The sequence below is a fragment of the Peribacillus sp. N1 genome (genome assembly GCF_054600815.1).
In genome coordinates this window covers 260,492-282,111 of record NZ_BAAHZO010000002.1, presented here as the reverse complement: position 1 = coordinate 282,111, position 21,620 = coordinate 260,492, and the positions used below count along the sequence as shown (strand labels likewise).

The window sequence follows — 21,620 nt, the reverse complement described above, 5'->3', positions numbered from 1 at the left end:
AAAAAAATGGTTGAAACTAAATCTGAGACTAAAACAGTCCGTTTTATAATCACTCGTCAAGATACACCGGATTCAGCTCCTTATGATGAGGAATTCGAATTAGCATACCGCCCGAATATGAACGTAATTTCGGCTCTTATGGAAATTCGTCGTAATCCGGTAACTGTACAAGGCAAGCACACTACAGCAATCGCATGGGACATGAACTGTCTTGAAGAGGTATGTGGTGCTTGTTCAATGGTTATCAATGGTAAACCAAGACAATCATGTACAGCTCTTATCGATCAATTGGAGCAGCCAGTTCGTCTAGCTCCAATGCGTACATTCCCTGTTGTTCGTGACCTGCAAGTCGATCGCAGCCGTATGTTCGACTCATTGAAAAAGGTAAAAGCATGGATTCCAATCGATGGAACGTACAATCTTGGACCGGGACCGCGTATGCCAGAAAAGAAACGTCAATGGGCTTACGAGTTATCTAAATGTATGACTTGCGGTGTTTGTTTGGAAGCTTGTCCGAACGTAAACAGCAATTCAGACTTCATGGGGCCACAACCATTATCACAAGTTCGGTTGTTCAACGCACATCCAACAGGTGCAATGAACAAAGCTGAACGTTTAAATACAATCATGGGTGATGGAGGACTTGCAAACTGCGGTAACTCACAAAACTGTGTGCAGTCTTGCCCTAAAGGCATTCCATTAACTACTTCGATTGCAGCGTTGAACCGTGATACTACGATCCAACAATTCCGTAACTTCTTCGGCAGCGATGAAGTTTAAAAATGAACATGAAAGAACCTATATCTTATGATATGGGTTCTTTTTTTATCGATTGATAGCTTGGATTGATGTGTAAAATGATTTGTGGCACCCGCAAATGCTGAATGACTAAATTAATGAAGTGAGAATGATAAAATTAAACATCTTCCAATATAAAATACTTTTCATTATGGCTTTTTTCTTATAAAATGAGTGAATAGCCATTCATTTTAGAAAGGGTGTGCACAAGTTGGGCAAAATATCATATATCGATAATATAACGGAGTGGATCAATGATTTTTCCTTTAAACATGAGATTAAGGTCCGCTTTTCAGAAACTGATATGTTTGGGCACTTGAATAACACGATTCCTTTTACTTATTTTGAGGAAGCACGGATTGAGTATTTCAATAGCATGGGATTCATGTCGGATTGGACCTCTGCTGAATGCGGTGAGATGCCGGTTGTTGCTAACTTACAGTGTGATTACCTGAAGCAGGTTTTTTTCAATGATCGATTGACAATCCATGTGAAAGCTGACCATATCGGAAATTCTTCAGTGGACATACATTATATGGGGACCAAACAGGATGGATCAATTTGTTTAACGGGCAGGGGGACGATTGTACAAGTCTCCAAGGCCACCGGAAAGCCGATACCTTGGACGGAAGAGATGAAGCACTCGATGTGGCAAACTGTGCTGGAACATTCCTAAAAATATTTCCATTTAGACAAGTAAAATAGTCACTCCATTGCCTCAGCCGACATACTATATCTTGACTAAATAGACACCCACTCCGGGTTTTATGCTGGTGAAGGCAAGGAGGGTAACATTACTTGAAGGAGAACGAATTCACTCATAAGCCACTACTCACCAAAAGAGAAAAAGAAGTATTTGAGTTACTAGTACAAGACAAAACAACAAAAGAAATCGCAGGTGAATTGTTTATTAGCGAAAAAACAGTTCGAAACCATATTTCGAATGCGATGCAGAAGCTTGGAGTTAAAGGACGTTCGCAGGCAGTCATAGAACTCCTTCGTATGGGAGAACTTAAGCTTTAATGTGTTAACTCTTAATACGTAAGCCTTATAAATATTTTCTCTCCCGTTCATTGGCAGCATATAAGGAAGGGCAAAACAATTTGGTTGTTTTGACTTCTTTGGATGCTGCTTATTTTTATGAGAGCGTTTCATTATGATTCCAGGTAATCAATCTTGAAAATCATTTCACTTTCATCCAAAATGGTAGTATGATAAGTTTCATGAAGTGGGGAGCTGTGTGTATGGATGAAGAGAAGCAGGCGGCATATGTAGCCGATATCGAGAGGGAATTGCGCTATGTATCGTCATGGCTTAAACAAAGGGGAAGAGAAATTCTCCATGATTATAAAATTACCATTCCTCAATTCGTGGCTTTGCAATGGCTTTTTGAATCAGGTGACATGACGATTGGCGAATTGTCCACGAAGATGTTTCTCGCCTTCAGCACAACGACGGATCTGATTGACCGCATGGAGAAACATCAGCTTGTCCAGCGTGTCAGGGATGAAAAGGACCGGCGTGTGGTTCGAATTCACCTTCTTGAAGAAGGTGAACGGATAATCGAAGAAGTGATTAATAAGCGGCAGCAGTACTTGAGTGGCGTGTTAGTCAATTTTAACGAATCTGACATCATGTCCCTCAAAGGGATTCTAGTAAAACTACATCAAGAAATGAAAGAAAAATGAGGCGAGTTTTTTGAAACAACCGATAGGCATCATTGATTCAGGGGTAGGCGGTTTGACAGTAGCTAAAGAAGTCATGCGTCAGCTTCCAAATGAAAATATAATTTACTTAGGTGATACAGCAAGATGCCCTTATGGGCCGAGGACCAAAAAAGATGTCCAAACCTTTACATGGCAAATGACGAGGTTTTTGATGAAGAAGGAAATAAAAATGCTGATCATCGCCTGCAATACAGCGACTGCAGCTGTACTGGATGAAATCAGGGCAACACTTCCGATTCCGGTGTTGGGTGTCATCCATCCAGGGGCAAGGGCGGCATTGAAAGTTTCTGATTCCTTGCATATTGGCGTGATTGGTACGGAAGGCACGGTGAAAAGCAAAGCATATGACGACGCGCTTGCCTCCATCAATTCCGATGTGAAAGTAGATAGTTTAGCATGCCCGAAATTTGTCCCAATCGTAGAAAGCGGGGAGTTTGAAGGGGGTATCGTCAATAGGGTCGTGGCACAAACCTTGAACCCGTTGAAGAAAACGAAGATCGATACATTGATCCTTGGATGTACCCATTATCCACTGCTGGGGCCTGTAATCTCTTCCTATATGGGGGATGAAGTACAAGTCATTTCCTCTGGGGAAGAAACCGCCCGTGAGGCAAGTGTCATTTTGGATTACTATAAATTAATCAATAAAAGCAAGCTCCGCCCAGTTCATCGCTTTTATACAACCGGTTCCAGAGATATGTTTGGTTCCATCGCGTCGAGCTGGCTCGGTATTCATGTCAATACCATTGAAACAATTAAAATCGATCACTTATAAGACTTCCATTTGGAAGTCTTTTTTTCTTGTCTTGAACAGACGGTGTTAGTATCGATACGGTGATTATGAGACATATGACAGATTCATATTTTGGAACAAGAATTTCCCTATCAACATAAAGCCTGCTTTCAAGAAGTGCGAAAGGGTTATGGACGAAGATGTAGGTGATTTCATCGGAAAAAAGAAAGAAGGTTCAAGGATCTGGCTTGTCGGCAGTGCAGAATTAGTGAGAGATTTCATAAGGGAAACGCAGGTGGATGAAATGATTCTGTCCATCATTCCGGTTATATTGGGGAATCGGATTCGATTGTTCCATTCAGGTAGTCCCGAAATCCCAGTGAAGCTGACAAACGGGCAAATTGCCCAGCCCCATTATCAAAGAGAAAAATAATTGGTCTATTTTCCCCTAGGGCTCGTATAAATAGGAGTACAAACTGTCCTAGGAGTGATTTTATGTCCAATAAATCAAAAGTAACAATGGCTGTGACCATTCTGGCATCTTCTTTTTGGCTTTCAGGCTGCGGATTATTTGGCGGTGAAGAGAAAAAGGAAATAGATCCGCCAAAGGATGTTTCATTAGTCGAGGATGAATCTTCATTAAAAGAAACAGAAATGAATAGTGAGGAAAAGCCCGCGACTGATGGAGAAGAGGGCGCTGTTGAAACGAAAACAGTGAAGACGGAGTTATATTTAATTGATAAAAGCGGGTATGTGGTTCCACAAACATTGGAACTTCCTAAATCGGAAGCTGTCGCCAAACAGGCCCTTGATTACCTTGTCACTAACGGACCTGTCACGGATAAACTTCCGAATGGATTCAGGGCCGTCATTCCTGCCGATACCCAAATAAGCGTGAACATTAAAGACGGAGTGGCTGTGGCGGACTTTTCGCCGGAGTTCAAAAATTATCAGAAAGAGGATGAACTTAAAATCCTCCAAGCCATTACATGGACACTGACACAATTCGACTCGGTCGAGAAAATCCAAATGAGAATTAATGGGGAAGATATATCCGAAATGCCTGTCAATGGCACACCGATAGATGAGAATGTCTCAAGGTCGTCAGGAATCAATATCGATACGAGTGACGTAGTCGACATTTCCAATACCAAATCACTGACCGTTTATTATGTAGGCGGTGACGAGGAGTACACCTATTATGTTCCGGTGACACGCAGGATCAGCGAAACGGTGTCTGATAATGTAACAGCGGTCATTCAGGAATTAACGAAGAGTCCTTCAGGTTCAAGCCTGCAAACAGGGTTCATGAGTGATGTAGCTTTACTTGACGAGCCTAAAGTCGCAGAAGGTAAGGTCAGCCTCAATTTTAATGAAAATATCCTTGGAAGCTTTAAAGAGAAAAAGGTATCACAAGAAGTCCTTGATGCCTTGGTCCTTTCCTTAACGGAACAGAAAGGAATTGAAAGCGTTGAAGTGCAAGTGCAGGGCAGCGCAGATGTTCTTAATGAAGAAGGCAAGAAATTATCCGAACCAGTGGTCCGTCCAGAGAAAGTCAACACAGGTAGTTTTTAAAGAGCAATTTATATCTGGAAATCACAATGAGGCAGCCTGCAGCTGCCTCTATTTTTTATTCCACAATTGAATTACCACGCTGTTATTGCACCTGTTGTATACATTGTTTTTAGTTGAATACTAATACCGCCGCCAAGCATTTCTAGTATCAAGAGAAAGTTTTTACATAAATAAATTTTTAAAAGGGGAAATTACTTTTAATCGTGTAATTAATGGGGGGATATTATGGATCAAAAGATCATTCAGGCTTTACACATCTATGTTTTAATCATCATGAATACAGGATTCATGGTACATGTCCTACTCCTTCCCAATATATTGACCGCATCTCAACGCGACGCATGGATAAGTGTCATAATAAGTGTTGTTCCATGTATCGTTTGGACCCTATTTATTTTTTATATTTATAAAAAACTAGATAAAGAAGATATAATCGCTTTTCTAAAAAAATGGTCTACACCTTTTGTTACATATATTTTCACAATAGCATTTGGGTTGTACTTTATATTTAACGCCTTCATTACCGTCAAGTTTACAGTGATTTGGGCAAAAGCTAATTATACTCATGACATACCGAACATCGTAGTCGTTAGCCTATTCACTTTTATTTGTATTTTTGCAACTTATAAAGGAATACGCACCATAAGTACTTTGGCTCTCCTGTTTCTTCCGTTCGTCACTTTTTTTGGGATATTTGTGGGGCTGGGGAATACGAGTAATAAGAATTACGAATTATTGTTCCCGATATTTGAAAGCGGGTATCGCAATACTCTAAATGGTATTTTGTATACGAGTGCAGGATATTTAGAAATTATCGTTTTTTTATTTTTGACTCCTTACCTGAAAGATAAGCTAAAAGCCAAGTGGCTTTTATTAGTTAGTGTAATTTTAATCATGCTTACGTTAGGACCCCTGATGGGGGCGATTGCAGAATTTGGTTCTGTGGAAGCAGTTAAAATGAGGAATCCAGCTTATGAACAGTGGAAGCTGTTAAGGTTTGGCTATTATATTACTCGACTCGATTTCCTGTCCATTTTCCAATGGCTTTCAGGTGCCATGATTCGAATAAGTTTATGTTTATTTATAGGATATAAATTAATCTCAAATTCAAAACATCAGAAGTGGATACTGCTCTCACTATATTCATTAATTGTTATTGGAACGCTAATCCATTGGGATGCCACTTCATTTTTTTATTTTATATACAAATATTTCTTTCCGATCAGTAGTCTGTTTCTCTTGGGTGCTGCAATTATACTGTTATTCCTTATTATAAAAAAGGGAAAAGGAAAAGGTGAAACATTATGAGGAAGGGAAAATTGAATGGAACTCCTTCTTGCATTGACCAAATCCAAAAATGGTTCGAACATTCCTCTGATGTTGTTTTAAGAAAAAAAACATTTGATCCTGAAGGTCGTTATTTGTTGGGGTTTTTATATGCGCCAAACTTAGTCGATATGCAATTTATCAATGAAGTGATACTGCCTACAATATCAAAAGCGGTTCAAGAAAATGGGGAATTAACAATTGATCAATTAAGCAATATTATGGAGATCAGTACGCTAAAAAAAGACGCCGATTTAAAAGAGGAAGTAGAAAGCATTCTATTTTCAGGAGACTTAATCATTATTAATGAATCTTCTAATGAAATTTATTATACCCCATTAGCTAATTCCCCTAAGCGTAGTCCGGAAGAGTCCAATATAGAATCTTCCATTCGCGGACCTAGAGATGGATTTATTGAGAATATTTCGGATAACATGTCTTTAATTCGCCAAAGGTTAAAAACGTCAACACTTAAATGCATAGAATATACAATCGGGAAAAGAAGTAAAACCAAAATATTGCTACTTTATATAGATGACATTATTAATCCTTCGATTCTTTTGGATATTAAAAAACGATTGGATTCATTAAATGTTGATATCATAGTCAGCAGTTACCAAGTTGAAGAACTCCTATATGATACTCAACTTTCCATCTTCCCTTTAATGGATTATATCGGTCGACCGGACTATGTTGTTGAATCCTTGAATCAAGGACGCTTTGCCATCCTGGTGGACGGGAATCCCACATGCTTGATCGGACCGACCAGTATTAATCAGTTACTTTATTCTGCTGATGACGCACATGCAAGCTTTTTTTACATTAGTTTTATGCGCATCATTCGTGTAGTCGCCTTATTTGTAACGGTTGCGTTACCGGGTTTTTTTATAGCGTTAGTTTCCTATCAATTCGACCAAATTCCCTTTTCGCTTCTTGCGACGATTTCAATCACGAGACAAGGATTACCGATACCTGCTTCTTTAGAGGCATTCATGATGATCATATTGTTTGAACTATTTAAAGAAGCTGGTCTTCGCCTGCCAAAAGCTGTAGGTCCGACGGTTTCTGTGTTGGGTGGATTGATTATAGGTGATGCAGCGATTCGGGCAGGGCTGACTTCACCCTCCATGTTAGTAGTAATAGCTGTTACAGTTCTCTCAAGCTATACCTTAATCAATCAGAATATTGCTGGAAATATCGTTCTTATAAGGTTATTCATATTTGCTTGTTCAGCGTTTTTAGGCTTGTTTGGATTCTTCATGGGAATATTCCTTATCTTGATTGTTGTGGTTTCCTTGGAAAGTTTCGGACAGCCTTTTGTGAATCCATTTTCCAAACCAAATAAATCGGATATGTTAAAAGTCTTATTCAAGCTTCCGTATGGGATGTTAAGGCAGCGGAATCAAGCTATACAGTCCAGTGATAATGAACCGCAAAAGGAGTCGAACAAATGAGAAAGCTAATTGCAGTCATGGTTATTGGCTGTCAACTTTTATTGACGACAGGATGCTGGGGAATGAAGGAAATTCAAGCTCAAACATATGGATCCGCTCTAGGGATCGATTATAAAGAGGGTGAATTCATCTTATACTTTCAAGCGTTGAATTTTGCGGATATAGCAAAACAAGAGGGGGCCACTGCATTACAAGAAAGATCTACTGTTGTCATTGGGGAAGGTAAAGGGGAAAGTATCGAGGAAGCATTTACCGAATTAGAACAACATGCCGCATTACCGCTTTATATCGGGCATATTAACTCCTTCATTTTAAGTGAGAATGTAATCAAGAATAAAATGAAGGATTTCATTGAATATGTAGGAAAAGAGCCCTTATTGCGATACAATTCATGGCTGTTCGTTACGAACAAGGATATTAAAAAGGTGTTTGACAGTGATAGTTTCTTTAATCTTCCTAACTTATTCACGATCATTCAAAGGCCAGAGACCGTTATTAACGAGAACTATTTCATTTCCCCGTTAAAATTCAGTGAACTGGTTTCGAAGTTTTATCAACCGGTTGGTTCCATTTTAATTCCCTCTTTGGTCATAAATGAGCATCATTACTCAGAGGGCGGGAAAGAAAAGAAGATACCAACGTTGAATGGCGGCTATGTTTTATCAAAACAACAATATAAAGGGTACGTAAGTAAACAAGATTTGATAGGTTTAAAATGGGTTGAAAACAAGGCGACAGTAATGTTTTTTTCCCTGAACAAACAAAAGGTAAGTGTTGAAATCATGGACCCTAAAACAAACATCATAGTATTGGAACAACAAAAGAAACCCTTATATGACTTAGAGGTTAGAGCAAATGGAATATTGAAACAAAATATAGATAACTTGGATATGGAAAAAATCGAAAAAAAGGTAGAAACAAAAGTTAAGCATGATATTTTGAAGACATTGAAGACGGGGGAGAAAATCAATACAGACCTATTTAACATAAGTGAAAAGGCATACAGATACCATGTCAATAAGTGGGATAACAGAATTATTAATTCCTTTGATAAGACTTCAATAAATAACATAAAAGTTAATATCCATATTGAACATAGTGAAAATTACAAACGTTAGTTTATAAGTTTCAGGTTATTGCAGATGAGGGAGTTGTGTTAGACTTAACTTATCTAGAAAATTCAGCAGCCGTTATTGATCATGAAAGGCAGCGTTGAATTCGTCCGTTTGGCACTGGAGAATAAGCGGCTTAACATATAATGAGTACAGCAAATTCTTTCTTAGCCCGAAAAGAGCTCACATGCCGATAAAATGAAAAAGGGTGAAATGAAAAATGAAGACAGTAATAATTGCAACGAAAAATAAAGGGAAAGCAAAGGAGTTCGAAAGCTTATTCTCTGCTAAAGGATATGAAGTCAAAACACTTCTTGATGTACCGGATGCTCCGGATGTTGAGGAAACAGGGACGACATTTGAAGAAAATGCGATCCTGAAGGCAGAGGCCATTGCCCATCAGCTAGGCCGTTTTGTCATTGCTGATGATTCCGGATTGATTGTAGATGCATTGGAGGGCCGTCCAGGCGTATATTCTGCGCGCTATGCTGGAGAGTCCAAGAGTGATGAAGCGAACACGGAAAAAGTCCTCCGGGAACTGGAAGGCGTGCCAAAAGAGGATAGAACGGCGAGGTTTTATTGCGCATTGGCACTAGCGTCACCCAACCAGGAAACGATTACGGTATCGGGAACGATGGAAGGCTTGATTACAGAACGGCCTTCAGGAGCGAATGGATTTGGTTATGATCCCATCTTTTTTGTTGAGGAACAGGGTAAAACAAACGCAGAATTGACAAAAGAGGAAAAAAACAAAATCAGCCACCGTGCCAATGCATTGAGGGCCCTAGATGAAAAACTTGATCTATTTCTAAAAAGGGAAGAAGGAATGTGACGATGAAAGTGCTAATAATGAGTGACAGTCATGGCTTAACTCATGAAATCAGCATGATTACCGACCGTCATAAACAAGAGGTTGCAGCCATGATCCATTGCGGTGATTCAGAGTTGGAAAGAAATGACCCTCACATGTCGGGGTTCTTAGCCGTACGCGGGAATTGTGACTATGATTCGGCATATCCGAATGACATTGTGGAGAACATCGCAGGCAAGCGTTTCTTCCTTACACATGGACACCTCTATAACATAAATATGACCTTGATGAACCTATCTTATAAAAGTGAAGAAACAGGGGCGGATATTGTTTGCTTTGGTCATTCCCACGCTGCAGGCTCTGAATTGATTGACGGCAAGCTCTTCATCAACCCGGGAAGCATTCGTCAGCCGCGTGGACGAAAAGAAAAAACCTATGCCATTTTGGAAATCGGAAATGACCAACTTGAAATCATCTATTATGACCTTGAAGGAAAAATCGTTGAAGAACTAAGAAATGCTTATCAAATGGAATGACTTCATGTATAATGAACAGGAAGCGTTTTTCCCCGCTTCCTGGTTATTTAAAAAAGAAAAAACTTTTTTTGAAAAAGCGTTGACTTTCTTTTTATATCCTACTATAATAAGAAGTGTCCTAAGGGAACAGTTAAGGTAATACATAAGTTTTACCGCAACTTATATCATAAACGTCTCAGTAGCTCAGCTGGATAGAGCAACGCCCTTCTAAGGCGTCGGTCGGGAGTTCGAATCTCTCCTGGGACACTACTAAAAAAAGCCAAAACCTTCAAAGGTTTTGGCTTTTTTACTTTTGGCTTAAGACAATGAGGGTAATTTAAATTTGCTATCCTTTTAACTGTTAAAGTTCGTATGACGACAAGAAGTTTTTTATTTCATATTTATCGCAGGTGGATGACCTTTTATGTCGAACTTGTTATAAATAAGGAGATGTTTAAATGAATAAAGATAGATTATTCAAGTTCATTCAAACTTCCACTCGGGGCAATTTCTTCTCAGTCGAAATAACCGAAGATGGAACAGAAGTGGTCCAATTAGCCAAGGAGTTAGAAAAAGAAGGAAGAATCAAGTTGAGGGAATGCAAACGAAAAGAGCAAGGTGTTTATCTGGAAGGAATACTTAAGTTTGTGCCTAGCTAATACTTAAAGAGCTCAACGAAGGACTTATATTAGGAATTTCATATGTTCCACAAACTCAGGCATCCATAATCGGATGCCTTTTTTCTATATCAAATTCTATTTAATGTTTGGAGATTTTTTTTAATGATTTCACGGTTTTTGATTATTGCCGTATTCAATTCTTCGACGGGTGAACTTTTATCATCTCCTAAACTAAGCTGCATCCCACTTGATTGGTTTTGTATAAGTAATTCAATCGAATCGCGTAATTCTGGCAGTGATACCTTGAATTGTTCAGATAAATGTTGTATTGCCTTGTGTAAATCGGTGTTATGGATTGATGGAACAATTGCATTGTTTTCATCTTTCAATATATATCCTCCTCTAAAGCTTATTCACGCTTATATAGCATATTATTGGGGAAATTAAGCTTATTATTCAATGTGCTATACGGCATAGTGTCAGGGGGATCGTTTCGTTTAATGGATGGTGTAGCGCCTGTCAGCTGTATTGTATGTTATGAAGCCCTCTGGCCATCGAGTTCATCTTTGGATACTTTGCTGGAGTTAAATTAGAAAAAACATTGACATAATGCAAACGAATTAATATTATGTTTATTATATTATAAACTTTATAGGGAAGTGTTTGTTTTATGAAGGACGCTGAAATGTTTTGGAGCGCATCTCAGGATGAGCTTAAACAAGGGTATATAGAAGGTGAGAACCAATATGTTTGTTTGCTGTGCGGAAATGCAGTTGAAAAGGGGGTGGTATACCCGAAAGATGGGGTTCTTTATGAAGCAAAGAGGTATATGCGGATTCATATTGAACATGCACACAACTCCGTTTTTGAATACTTGATCGATCTCGATAAAAAACTTACAGGTCTCACGGACCATCAAAACCGCCTTCTTCGCCTATTTTACCAAGGGAAGAATGATGCTGAGGTTCAGGAGGAAATGGGGATAGGCAGTCCGTCCACCATTCGGAACCATCGTTTTGTGTTGAAAGAGAAAGAGCGTCAGGCTAAGTTGTTTTTAGCCCTGATGGAACTTTTGAAAGATAAAGATGAACATGCGCCGGCATTTATCCCGCTTCATCAAAAAGCGACGATGGTTGATGATCGTTATAACGTTACCGAGGATGAAAAGGTGGCTGTACTGAAAAAATACTTCCCTAAAGGCAGTCAGGATGCATTAAAGTCTTTCCCGCCAAAGGAAAAACAAAGGCTGATCATTCTTCAAGAAATTATGAACCGATTTGAAAATGAGCGGAAATATGAAGAAAAAGAAATCAATCAAATTTTGGGTACCGTTTATCATGATTACGTTCTTTTGAGAAGGTATTTAATAGAATATGGATTTTTGGATAGAAAGCCTGATGGGAGCCAATATTGGCTGAAGAAATGATGACTGGAGGCAAGAAAGATGGATCGTAAAAAAGAATTGAAGCAATTATATAAAGAAACGAAAGTTGAAGCAGGTGTATACCAAATCAGAAATACGGTAAATAATAAAGTTTTTATCGGAAGCACGAGGAATTTAAAGACGTTGAAGGGGAAACAATTTGAATTGGAAGTCGGAACAAACACCAATAAAGTGCTGCAAGGTGAGTGGAACCAATATGGGAAAGATGCTTTTTCTTTTGAGGTGCTGGAAGTATTGAAGCCGAAAGAAACAGGATTTTTTGATGTTAAACGGGAATTGAAAAAACTTGAAGAAATGTGGATGGAAAAAATACAGCCATACGAAGAACGGGGATACAATAGAATGAAATCCACTGACTTGTAAGTGGCCTTTAAAACAGGGAGTCATTTGTGGCTCTTTTTTTGTGGGAAAAAAATCAGAGGATCTCACTTGTTGTAAGTTTTTAAATGGTTTAAGCTAATAATGAGGGTCCTGTTTATGAAATAGGGGGAAACCAGTGGAGACCTTCACTAAATAATTTATTTTAGGAGTTGCGAATGAAAAAAATAGGATGGACCATAACGGGGATAGGAGCAATCATAGCGCTGGGGGCCTTACTTTATCCTTTGAATGTTATTGATAAAACTCTATGTATATATTTATTGCTCGGCGGTGCAGGGCTTATGTTTGTCGGGTCTATGTTCAGGGCCTTTTCACTCCTGAAAAGATGACTGATTTTATTAAGGTGATGACATGGAGAAAAACCAATTGAAATATGCCCAGCAGCATCTGGCTAATGAACGTACCTTTTAGCCTGGGTAAGAACGGTGATTGCGATAGTGGGGGGTGGTTTTCTTGCGACTAGCCTACATTTTACGTTTGGTGTGCATCGGGATCCCCGGATTGACCTGATCAGTATCGTGCAGGGGATGTTTACATGTGCATTGGGCCTTGTGATTGCAGGGCTGGCGAAGTTCGGTTATCTTCAGAAGAAGCGGCAAATCAATGAAGGGACATTCGAGCCCTCGAGTGCGACGTTATTCTAATCGCTGTTTTTATGGTCATATTGTTATCGATGATCATTTTATATTTTGTTTTCATAAAAGTGTAAAACTGTCCTAACATTTAAAGGGCAGTTTTTTTCAATTTCTACTATTATATACTTATTCTTACATCGTTACGGGATGATTTCTTCCATTGATTAAATGCAATCAAAAAACGAAAGCTTGAAAAACACTGTATTTCAGGTTATGAAGAATTATTCAGACTGTAGAAAATCCGAAGAAAACCTGTTGCCTGCAGTAATTTTATGGTGTTTACAATTTGGACGTTGATTTCCGATCCAGGCACTCGCTTTCCGCGGGCGGCTCGGGAGCTTGAGCTTCCTCGGCTTGAGCCTGTGGGGTTCTCCTCTAGACTCGCTTTTCCCGCAGGAGTCTCGCACCTTCCTCTACAATCAACTTCGTAATAAAATTCAGATGGAAATCATAAAGGTCTTGAAGGTATGGCTACTTTGTGTCCGTTGATTCGGGTGCATCATTTGATGAAAGATAAATTTTCTGAACCCTATTGTCGACAAACTGGAATAATTAAAACCTTTTTATTACATTAAATACAGTGTTGTGCACGTAGCCATGGTGAAATTTGAAGTACCGGAAGGGCATATTAGCGGTAAGGGAAAATCGGTCAAGTTTTGCCTTTCTTGAAAAAATATATATTAGCCACCATCAGTTTGTGAATAAACTTCACATGGGCAATGCTAGCATTAAAACTTTTGAAAGTACTTTACTTTATTCAATTTCAATCGCATTTTAAATATTTGTTTAATTTCCATTTTGTGAGATATGATAAAGAGGAACTAAAAGGAGGTCATTAACATGGTTGATATTAGAAAAGGTGAAAGTTCTTTTTTTGTCGAAGAATCTGGTGAGAAATTAGCGGAAATTACATTCTTTAAATCAGGTGATGATGAAATCACGGTCGATCATACCGTTGTTTCTGACAAGCTGCGCGGACAAAAGGTAGGAAATGCCCTTGTTGAAAAGGTAATAGGATTCGCAAGGGAGGAAAAACTGAAAATTGTTCCGGTATGTTCGTTCGTTCAAAAACAATTTGAAAAAAATGAAGAATACGAGGATGTATTGGCTAAATGAACTAGAGGGCTGGACCAGGGGATGATTAATATCACCTGTGTTCAGCCCATTGTCATTTTTTTAGATAATCTTCACACCATCAATTCCCCAAGAAAAAAATATTAAACGCCTTTCCGCCTACAGTGTTGTTCGCATTTAATATAGGGGAGGTGCTAGGATGGCCATCATTTTAAAAACCCTATTGAATCGCGCAAAGGAAAATATGGGAGGCGGTATGGATCCGGTCGTGAACGAGACGATACTCGAAGTGGTTAAATTAGCTTATGAAGCGGGGATATTTGTTCAAATAACAGCTGGTTATCGAAGTTTCCCAGAACAAAATGAATTGTATGAACGGGGCAGAACGAATAAATCAATGCCTATCGTGACTTATGCCAGAGCTGGCCAGTCCTTGCATAACTATGGACTTGCTGTAGATTTTGTCATTGTTAGTGATGACGGCAAGCGGACATTGTGGACAGAGGGCGAAAAGTGGACAAGGGTAGCGGCCATAGCAAAATCCCTGGGATTTGTTTGGGGAGGGGATTTTGAATTGTTCCGTGATTTTCCTCATCTTGGAATGTCAGGCGGTTTATCCACTAGAGATCTTCAAAAGGGATTGAGGCCGAATCTTATATCAAGAGTGGCGTCAGCGAACAGTGAAAGGGAAAATGGATGATCCGCTGTTTGAGAATACTAATACTAGTGACTGGCATCATGTGCGTAGTGCGAGGATATTTCAGTGGAGAAGTTTTGTTATCATTTTAATAATTTTAATGGGATATCTGACGTTTTTAAAAATTAAATATTGAAAAAACTTTTTTTATAGAATGTGGTCATGATAGGTATGTAAGCGGATACAACAAATCTTTCAATTTAGAATTATCAAAAAATTTCAAAAAACCTGTTGACTACTACCTGAAATACACGTAAGATAATCACAAATACAAGACATCAAACATAAGCGTTTCAAAAAATATGAATAATGCGAAAAGCATTGAAGAGGATAAGTAGTCTTTTAAAAAGGCAGTCACAGAGAGCCGGGTAGCTGAGAGCCGGTATTGTCCCGAAAGATGAACTCACCTTGGAGTTTCAGCTTGAACGTCAGACTAGTAGGGCTGAACGGGTGCGTACCAGTACCCGTTACCAAAACAGAGAATAGTGTAGGCTATTCAAAGTGCGCATGGAGTTTCATGCGAAAAAGGGTGGTACCGTGGAGTGGCTCATCAAGCCTTTTCACCCCTTTAACTTGCCGAGTGCAAGTACATTTGGGGTGAAAAGGCTTTTTTGTATGCATAAAAAGCTGAAAATTCTGAATGTTAAGAAATATTCAATAGAAAAGCGAAGGAGGTTTTTTACGAAATGACACAAAAGTCAGTTGTTGCTGATCGGAAAAGTGGAAAGACACATTATACTGGTGCTGAATTTCTGCTGAATGCATTGAAAAAGGAAAATGTTGAAGTCATCTTTGGTTATCCGGGAGGTTCTGTATTGCCGATTTATGACAAGCTTTACAGTTCAGAACTTTTTCATATTTTGACAAGGCACGAACAAGGTGCGATTCATGCAGCGGAAGGATACGCCAGGATTACCGGCAAGCCGGGAGTTGTCATAGTTACATCCGGTCCAGGGGCAACGAACATTGTCACCGGTTTGGCCGATGCAATGATTGATTCTTTACCGCTTGTGGTAATTTCGGGTCAGGTAGCTACCAGTGTAATTGGCTCGGATGCTTTCCAGGAGGCTGATGTACTGGGGATTACTACCCCGATCACAAAACATAACTATCAGGTAAGGAGGCCGGAAGACCTTCCACGCATTATAAAAGAAGCTTTTTATATCGCTTCAAGCGGCCGGCCCGGTCCAGTATTAATCGATATACCTAAGGACATGGCCATTATAGAAGGTGTATCGACTGAAGAGGAGCCAGAGATGAATCTCCCGGGCTATCAGCCGACGACCAAGCCGAATTACTTACAGATCAGAAAGCTTGTTGAAGCAGTAAGCGGGGCGAAAAGACCGGTCATTCTTGCAGGGGCAGGTGTCCTGCATGCAAAGGCCTCCCATCTATTAAAGGAATATGTCGAGCAGCAAGGCATTCCCGTCGTCCACACTTTATTGGGTCTTGGGGGCTTTCCGGCGGAACATCCTCTCTTTATCGGTATGGGTGGTATGCATGGCTGCTATGCAGCAAACATGGCGTTAGCGAAATGTGATCTATTAATCAATATCGGTGCCAGGTTCGATGATCGATTGACTGGGAACCTAGCGAAATTCGCACAGCATGCAACGGTGGCCCATATCGATATTGATCCAGCGGAAATCGGTAAAAATGTGCCGACAAAAATTCCGGTTGTCGGAAGTGCCAAGGAAGCACTGGCAGAGTTGATTGCGCAAAATGGCAAGAAACCGGAAATTGATGAATGGACAACACAGCTTACTGCATGGAATGAAGAGTTCCCATTGCGTTATACCCATGAAGAAGGCGTATTGAAACCTCAGCGGGTCATCCAGATGCTTCACGAAAAAACGAATGGGGAAGCCATCGTTACGACGGATGTTGGACAGCATCAAATGTGGGCAGCGCAATACTATCCATTTAACAAACCGAATTCATGGGTCACTTCCGGTGGATTGGGAACGATGGGCTTTGGCTTACCATCGGCTCTCGGAGCGCAACTGGCGAATCCGAAAGCGACGGTGCTTTCCATATCTGGGGATGGTGGATTCCAGATGTGCCTGCAGGAACTTTCAGTCATTGCCGAAATGAATCTGCCAATCAAAATCATCATCGTCAACAACGGGGCACTAGGTATGGTAAGACAGTGGCAGGAACTATTTCATGAAAAACGTTTCTCGCACAGTATTTTTCAATCGCATCCGGACTTCGTGAAATTGGCTGATGCTTATGGAATTCCGGGGTACAAAGTGACGACGGAGGAAGAAGCAAGCAACTGCCTGGATGTAGCGTTAAAGACTGATGGTCCAGTGTTGATTGATTTCCGGGTAAAACAAAATGAAAATGTCTTTCCGATGGTAGCACAAGGAAAAGGGCTTGATGAAATGGAAGGAGTTTAATCAATGAAGGGAATTCTTAGCCTCACCGTGAACAACAGGCCAGGCGTCCTGAATCGGATTACGAACCTGTTCACGAAAAGAAATTATAACATTGAAGGCATGACTGTCGGACCTTCCGAACAGGATGGCATTTCAAGGATGACCTTCGTGGTCGATGTTGATGACGAAGCTGTCATTGAACAGATCACCAAGCAATTGAATAAGCAGATCGATGTTTTGAAAGTATATGATATTACGAATCAATCGATTGTGGCGAGGGAACTTGCACTCATTAAAATATTGGTGACTACACAAACCCGAGCTGAGATTTATTCAGTCATCGAACCCTTCCGAGCTTCAGTTATTGATGTCAGTAAAGATAGCCTGACAGTTCAAATCACAGGGGAATCGGATAAAATCGAAGCCTTCATTGAACTGATCAAGCCATATGGCATCAAGGAATTGGCAAGGACAGGGACAGCCGCCATCCCGCGTGGAATGCAAATTGCACACGCTAAGAGTGCGACAATCGTATAAAAATAAAAACCAAAACAAACCAAAACAAACCAAAACAAAAAACAATGATGAAAAGGGAGATGTAATTATTATGGCAAAAGTATATTATAACGCAGAAGCAAACGAGAATTTCTTCAACAATAAAAAGGTAGCGGTAATCGGATATGGTTCACAAGGACACGCACATGCACAAAACCTACGTGACAGCGGTGTAGATGTAATCATCGGAATCAGGAAAGGTAAATCCTTCGATAAAGCGGTGGAAGACGGCTTCAATGTTTACACGGTGAAAGAGGCAGCTGAACAGGCAGACGTGATCATGAACCTATTACCGGATGAAACTCAGCCGAAAGTATACCAAGAAGAAATCAAGCCGGTATTGCGCGCAGGTCAAGCGTTAATGTTCGCACACGGATTCAACGTCCATTTCAATCAAATCGTTCCTCCGGCAGACGTAGATGTACTATTAGTCGCTCCAAAAGGTCCGGGACATCTTGTTCGCCGTACATATGAACAAGGCGCAGGGGTGCCGGCATTATTCGCCATCTATCAGAATGTTACGGGTGAAGCAAAAGATTTGGCCCTTGCGTACGCTCGGGGAATCGGCTCTTTAAGAGCTGGCGGTTTGGAAACTACATTCCAAGAAGAAACGGAAACGGATCTATTTGGAGAACAGGCCGTACTTTGCGGCGGATTGACTGCCCTTGTGAAAGCTGGATTCGAAACATTGACAGAAGCTGGATACCAACCGGAAGTAGCATATTTCGAGTGTTTGCATGAACTTAAATTAATCATCGACCTTATGTATGAAGGCGGTATGGAAAACATGCGCTATTCCATTTCTGACACAGCTCAATGGGGAGATTTCGTTTCTGGACCACGCGTTGTGACGGAAACTACGAAAGAGGCAATGAAAGCGATCTTGAAAGACATCCAAGACGGTGAGTTCGCTAAAGGATGGATCTTGGAAAACCAAGCGAATCGTCCAGTCTTCAATGCTATCAATAATCGTGAAAACCAACATCAAATCGAAGTGGTTGGCCGTGAATTAAGAAAAATGATGCCATTCGTAAAACCTCAACAAAAAGAGAAAGAAGTGGTAGCCGTTGCGAAAAATTAATATATTTGAAACTACACTTCGAGATGGGGAGCAATCAGCCGGTGTAAATTTGAATTTTACCGAAAAACTTGAAATTGCTTATCAGCTTGAAAGATTGGGTGTTGATATTATCGAAGCCGGTTTTCCGGCAGCATCCAAAGGGGATTTCAACTCCGTACAGGAAATCGCGCGCAAAATCAAAAACAGCTCTGTCACAGGGCTGGCGCGCGCTGTAAAAGGAGATATCGATGCAGCTTGGGATTCATTAAGGGGCGGGGAAGAACCAAGGTTGCATACTTTCATCGCCACTTCGCCCATTCATCGTGAATATAAGTTGAAAATGACGAAGCAGCAAGTGATTGAAAAGGCAGTTGATATGGTCAAGTACGGGGCAGCGCGTTTTCCGATCGTACAATGGTCTGCAGAAGATGCAAGCCGTACAGAACTTGACTATTTGGCTGAAATCGTTGAAGCGGTCATTCAGGCTGGTGCCAAGGTCATTAACATCCCGGATACTGTTGGATATGCAGCTCCAATCGAGTACGGAAACATTTTCAGATACCTTCGTGAACATGTTCCTTCTATTGATAAAGTTAGTTTATCCGCACACTGCCATGACGATCTTGGAATGGCGACGGCCAATTCATTGGCTGCCATCGAAGGCGGAGCTACGCAAGTCGAAGGCACAATCAACGGAATTGGGGAACGTGCCGGAAACGTGGCCCTTGAAGAAGTGGCCATGGCACTCTACATCCGTAAAGATTTCTATCAAGCGGAAACGGGTCTTGTATTGAATGAAATAAAAAGGACCAGTGATTTGGTCAGCCGCCTTACGGGAATGCAAGTACCTGCTAATAAAGCCATTATTGGTGCCAATGCATACGCACATGAATCTGGCATTCACCAGGATGGCGTGTTAAAAGAAAAAACGACATACGAAATCATTTCACCAGAACTTGTCGGGGTTTCGTCCAATTCGTTAGTTTTAGGAAAGCATTCAGGACGCCATGCTTTCAAAGAAAGATTACAAGAGTTGAATTTTACGGTAACGGATGAGGAAATGAACTCATTATTCATTCAGTTCAAGGAATTGGCCGATAATAAAAAGAACATGACGGATGAAGATATCGTTGCGCTGGTGCTTGAAGAGAAAGCGACGGATATCAGTTTTTATGACATGATTTCCTTACAGATTTCCCATGGTACCCATCAGACGGCGACAGCAACGGTCACGCTGAAAAAAGGCGATAATGAAGAGATTCAGGAAGCGGCTACAGGTGCAGGAAGTGTAGAAGCCTTATATAACACGCTTGAAAGATGTTTGGGCAGCGAGATCAGCTTGCTGGACTATCGAATTCAATCGGTGGGCGGCGGAATGGATGCCCTTGCTCAGGTTTTTGTAAAAATTGATTATAACGGTGTGGAAACAAGCGGCAGGGGTCTTGATCAGGACGTCTTGGAAGCATCCGCCAAAGCGTATTTGAACGCTGTGAACCGAGTGATCATCATGAAGGAACTGGAAGAAAAAGCAGTATTACAATAGGAAGGGGAGATTTCGATGAAAAGGAATATTGCGGTGCTTCAAGGAGATGGCATCGGGAAAGAAGTAACAAGAGGCGCTGTAGAAATCCTCGAAGCCGTTGCCCAAAGATATGGACACGATTTTGAATTTCAATATGGTGAGATTGGCGGCGGGGCCATCGATAACACAGGTGCACCCCTGCCGGATGAAACAGTGGAGATTTGTAAAAACAGCGATGCGGTATTATTAGGGGCCGTTGGAGGACCTAAGTGGGATGACCAGCCTGCGCACCTAAGACCGGAACGAGGTTTGTTGAAAATCCGCAAAGATTTGAATCTTTATGCTAACATCCGTCCAATCAGCTATTATTCCAGCTTGTCGGAATCTTCTCCTCTTAAAAAGGAATTCATTGAAGATGTGGATTTCGTGATTGTCAGGGAACTAACAGGCGGCCTTTATTTCGGAAAGCCAAGTGAGCGCATGGAAAAAGAAGGGCAAGAGGCGGTCGTCGATACACTTTTCTATCAGAAAAGCGAAATGAAGCGCATCATTGAACTTGCTTTTGCATTAGCATCGGATCGCAAGAAAAAAGTAACATCCGTGGATAAAGCGAATGTTCTTGAATCAAGCAGGATGTGGCGTGAGACAGCTGAAGAAATTGCCAAGGACTATCCGGATGTAATCCTTGAACATATGCTTGTTGATAATGCGGCCATGCAATTGATCAAAAACCCGAAACAATTTGATATTATCGTGACGGAGAATATGTTCGGTGATATTTTAAGCGATGAAGCGTCGGTATTGACTGGCTCGCTTGGAATGCTTCCTTCCGCCTCCATATCAACAAATGGGCCTAATCTATATGAACCGATTCATGGCTCCGCCCCGGATATCGCAGGCAAAAACCTGGCTAATCCGATTGGGACGATTTTATCAGCAGCTTCCATGCTGCGTCTATCCTTTGGTTTGGAAGATGAGGCGAAAGCCGTTGAGCAGGCTGTGGAAACGGTCCTTGAATATGGCTTAAGAACAGGCGACATCGCAAATGGCCAACCAAATATTACATCCACTTCAGAGATGATCGCAGAAATAAAAGCAAATCTTTTAGACCAGGAAGCCATTTCCAATATCATGGGAGCTTACGCATAAACTTCTTTCACGGCCTAACAATAGGCCGTGTTTTTTAAAAAAATACAAGAT

25 protein-coding genes, 1 tRNA gene and 1 other annotated feature are annotated in these 21,620 nt (G+C 40.7%); of the genes, 25 read left to right on the top strand and 1 reads right to left on the bottom strand.

What is annotated here, in order from left to right; genetic code table 11:
* Positions 1-6: 6 nt before the first annotated feature.
* The 14 genes from sdhB (at position 7) to ACYP5M_RS09750 (ending at position 10,710) form a co-directional block, all read left to right on the top strand.
* Positions 7-780 carry a succinate dehydrogenase iron-sulfur subunit gene (gene sdhB / locus ACYP5M_RS09815; protein WP_048689018.1) on the top strand — a complete coding sequence of 258 codons (774 nt, stop codon included), beginning with the start codon at positions 7-9 and terminating at the stop codon, positions 778-780.
* 229 nt (positions 781-1,009) lie between these two features.
* Positions 1,010-1,474, top strand: coding sequence for an acyl-CoA thioesterase (locus ACYP5M_RS09810; protein WP_101222836.1), 465 nt, complete (start codon positions 1,010-1,012; stop codon positions 1,472-1,474).
* 122 nt (positions 1,475-1,596) lie between these two features.
* A complete protein-coding gene (locus ACYP5M_RS09805) occupies positions 1,597-1,821 on the top strand; it encodes a helix-turn-helix domain-containing protein (protein WP_028392149.1) in 225 nt (74 codons plus the stop codon).
* Between the two features lie 221 nt (positions 1,822-2,042).
* Complete coding sequence (locus ACYP5M_RS09800; RefSeq protein ID WP_101222835.1) at positions 2,043-2,486, top strand: MarR family winged helix-turn-helix transcriptional regulator; 444 nt, start codon at positions 2,043-2,045, stop codon at positions 2,484-2,486.
* 10 nt (positions 2,487-2,496) lie between these two features.
* On the top strand, positions 2,497-3,300 hold the full coding sequence (gene racE / locus ACYP5M_RS09795; protein WP_101222834.1) for a glutamate racemase: 804 nt from the start codon (positions 2,497-2,499) through the stop codon (positions 3,298-3,300).
* A 148-nt stretch (positions 3,301-3,448) separates the two neighbouring features.
* The gene (locus ACYP5M_RS09790) at positions 3,449-3,691 is read left to right on the top strand and encodes a dihydrofolate reductase family protein (protein ID WP_434167513.1); all 243 of its coding nucleotides are present in this window, start codon (positions 3,449-3,451) and stop codon (positions 3,689-3,691) included.
* A gap of 62 nt (positions 3,692-3,753) precedes the next feature.
* A complete protein-coding gene (locus ACYP5M_RS09785) occupies positions 3,754-4,833 on the top strand; it encodes a GerMN domain-containing protein (protein WP_459734991.1) in 1,080 nt (359 codons plus the stop codon).
* Positions 4,834-5,058: 225 nt separating this feature from the next.
* Complete coding sequence (locus ACYP5M_RS09780; RefSeq protein WP_434167512.1) at positions 5,059-6,141, top strand: GerAB/ArcD/ProY family transporter; 1,083 nt, start codon at positions 5,059-5,061, stop codon at positions 6,139-6,141.
* Positions 6,138-7,613: a spore germination protein gene (locus tag ACYP5M_RS09775; protein WP_402938807.1), complete on the top strand. Its 1,476-nt coding sequence runs from the start codon at positions 6,138-6,140 to the stop codon at positions 7,611-7,613. The genes ACYP5M_RS09780 and ACYP5M_RS09775 overlap by 4 nt, the downstream gene beginning before the upstream one ends.
* Positions 7,610-8,731 carry a Ger(x)C family spore germination protein gene (locus ACYP5M_RS09770; RefSeq protein WP_434167510.1) on the top strand — a complete coding sequence of 374 codons (1,122 nt, stop codon included), beginning with the start codon at positions 7,610-7,612 and terminating at the stop codon, positions 8,729-8,731. Before ACYP5M_RS09775 ends, ACYP5M_RS09770 begins: the two co-directional genes overlap by 4 nt.
* Positions 8,732-8,945: 214 nt before the next feature.
* Positions 8,946-9,557, top strand: a complete 612-nt coding sequence (locus ACYP5M_RS09765; protein ID WP_101222828.1) for an XTP/dITP diphosphatase — start codon at positions 8,946-8,948, stop codon at positions 9,555-9,557.
* Between the two features lie 2 nt (positions 9,558-9,559).
* Entirely contained in the window at positions 9,560-10,072 is a 513-nt protein-coding gene (locus tag ACYP5M_RS09760; protein WP_260358268.1) for a metallophosphoesterase, read from the top strand.
* Between the two features lie 172 nt (positions 10,073-10,244).
* A tRNA-Arg gene (locus ACYP5M_RS09755) sits at positions 10,245-10,318 on the top strand.
* Positions 10,319-10,509: 191 nt separating this feature from the next.
* The gene (locus tag ACYP5M_RS09750) at positions 10,510-10,710 is read left to right on the top strand and encodes a hypothetical protein (RefSeq protein WP_063575539.1); all 201 of its coding nucleotides are present in this window, start codon (positions 10,510-10,512) and stop codon (positions 10,708-10,710) included.
* Positions 10,711-10,799: 89 nt separating this feature from the next.
* On the opposite strand, the gene ACYP5M_RS09745 is transcribed toward ACYP5M_RS09750, so the two are convergent.
* The gene (locus ACYP5M_RS09745) at positions 10,800-11,060 is read right to left on the bottom strand and encodes a hypothetical protein (protein WP_434167508.1); all 261 of its coding nucleotides are present in this window, start codon (positions 11,058-11,060) and stop codon (positions 10,800-10,802) included.
* A 281-nt stretch (positions 11,061-11,341) separates the two neighbouring features.
* On the opposite strand from ACYP5M_RS09745, the gene ACYP5M_RS09740 reads away from it, so the two are divergent.
* From ACYP5M_RS09740 to leuB, 11 genes are all read left to right on the top strand, one after another.
* Entirely contained in the window at positions 11,342-12,097 is a 756-nt protein-coding gene (locus ACYP5M_RS09740; RefSeq protein ID WP_452444582.1) for a DUF2087 domain-containing protein, read from the top strand.
* Positions 12,098-12,115: 18 nt separating this feature from the next.
* Positions 12,116-12,478 (top strand): GIY-YIG nuclease family protein, encoded by a 363-nt coding sequence (locus tag ACYP5M_RS09735; RefSeq protein WP_101222824.1) that lies wholly within the window; start codon positions 12,116-12,118, stop codon positions 12,476-12,478.
* Positions 12,479-12,651: 173 nt separating this feature from the next.
* Entirely contained in the window at positions 12,652-12,825 is a 174-nt protein-coding gene (locus ACYP5M_RS09730) for a hypothetical protein (protein WP_170971560.1), read from the top strand.
* Positions 12,826-12,933: 108 nt separating this feature from the next.
* Positions 12,934-13,140 carry a YidH family protein gene (locus ACYP5M_RS09725; RefSeq protein WP_459734990.1) on the top strand — a complete coding sequence of 69 codons (207 nt, stop codon included), beginning with the start codon at positions 12,934-12,936 and terminating at the stop codon, positions 13,138-13,140.
* 831 nt (positions 13,141-13,971) lie between these two features.
* Positions 13,972-14,247, top strand: coding sequence for a GNAT family N-acetyltransferase (locus ACYP5M_RS09720; protein WP_101222823.1), 276 nt, complete (start codon positions 13,972-13,974; stop codon positions 14,245-14,247).
* A gap of 157 nt (positions 14,248-14,404) precedes the next feature.
* Positions 14,405-14,905 (top strand): M15 family metallopeptidase, encoded by a 501-nt coding sequence (locus tag ACYP5M_RS09715; RefSeq protein ID WP_459734989.1) that lies wholly within the window; start codon positions 14,405-14,407, stop codon positions 14,903-14,905.
* Between the two features lie 309 nt (positions 14,906-15,214).
* Positions 15,215-15,473, top strand: a binding site (T-box leader).
* Between the two features lie 115 nt (positions 15,474-15,588).
* Positions 15,589-17,304: an acetolactate synthase large subunit gene (gene ilvB, locus ACYP5M_RS09710; protein ID WP_434167505.1), complete on the top strand. Its 1,716-nt coding sequence runs from the start codon at positions 15,589-15,591 to the stop codon at positions 17,302-17,304.
* A gap of 3 nt (positions 17,305-17,307) precedes the next feature.
* Positions 17,308-17,820, top strand: coding sequence for an acetolactate synthase small subunit (gene ilvN / locus ACYP5M_RS09705; RefSeq protein WP_101222819.1), 513 nt, complete (start codon positions 17,308-17,310; stop codon positions 17,818-17,820).
* A 70-nt stretch (positions 17,821-17,890) separates the two neighbouring features.
* Positions 17,891-18,919: a ketol-acid reductoisomerase gene (gene ilvC / locus ACYP5M_RS09700; RefSeq protein ID WP_101222818.1), complete on the top strand. Its 1,029-nt coding sequence runs from the start codon at positions 17,891-17,893 to the stop codon at positions 18,917-18,919.
* Positions 18,906-20,441 carry a 2-isopropylmalate synthase gene (locus ACYP5M_RS09695; RefSeq protein ID WP_101222817.1) on the top strand — a complete coding sequence of 512 codons (1,536 nt, stop codon included), beginning with the start codon at positions 18,906-18,908 and terminating at the stop codon, positions 20,439-20,441. The genes ilvC and ACYP5M_RS09695 overlap by 14 nt, the downstream gene beginning before the upstream one ends.
* A 15-nt stretch (positions 20,442-20,456) precedes the next feature.
* Positions 20,457-21,569 carry a 3-isopropylmalate dehydrogenase gene (gene leuB / locus ACYP5M_RS09690; protein WP_101222816.1) on the top strand — a complete coding sequence of 371 codons (1,113 nt, stop codon included), beginning with the start codon at positions 20,457-20,459 and terminating at the stop codon, positions 21,567-21,569.
* Positions 21,570-21,620 lie beyond the last annotated feature (51 nt).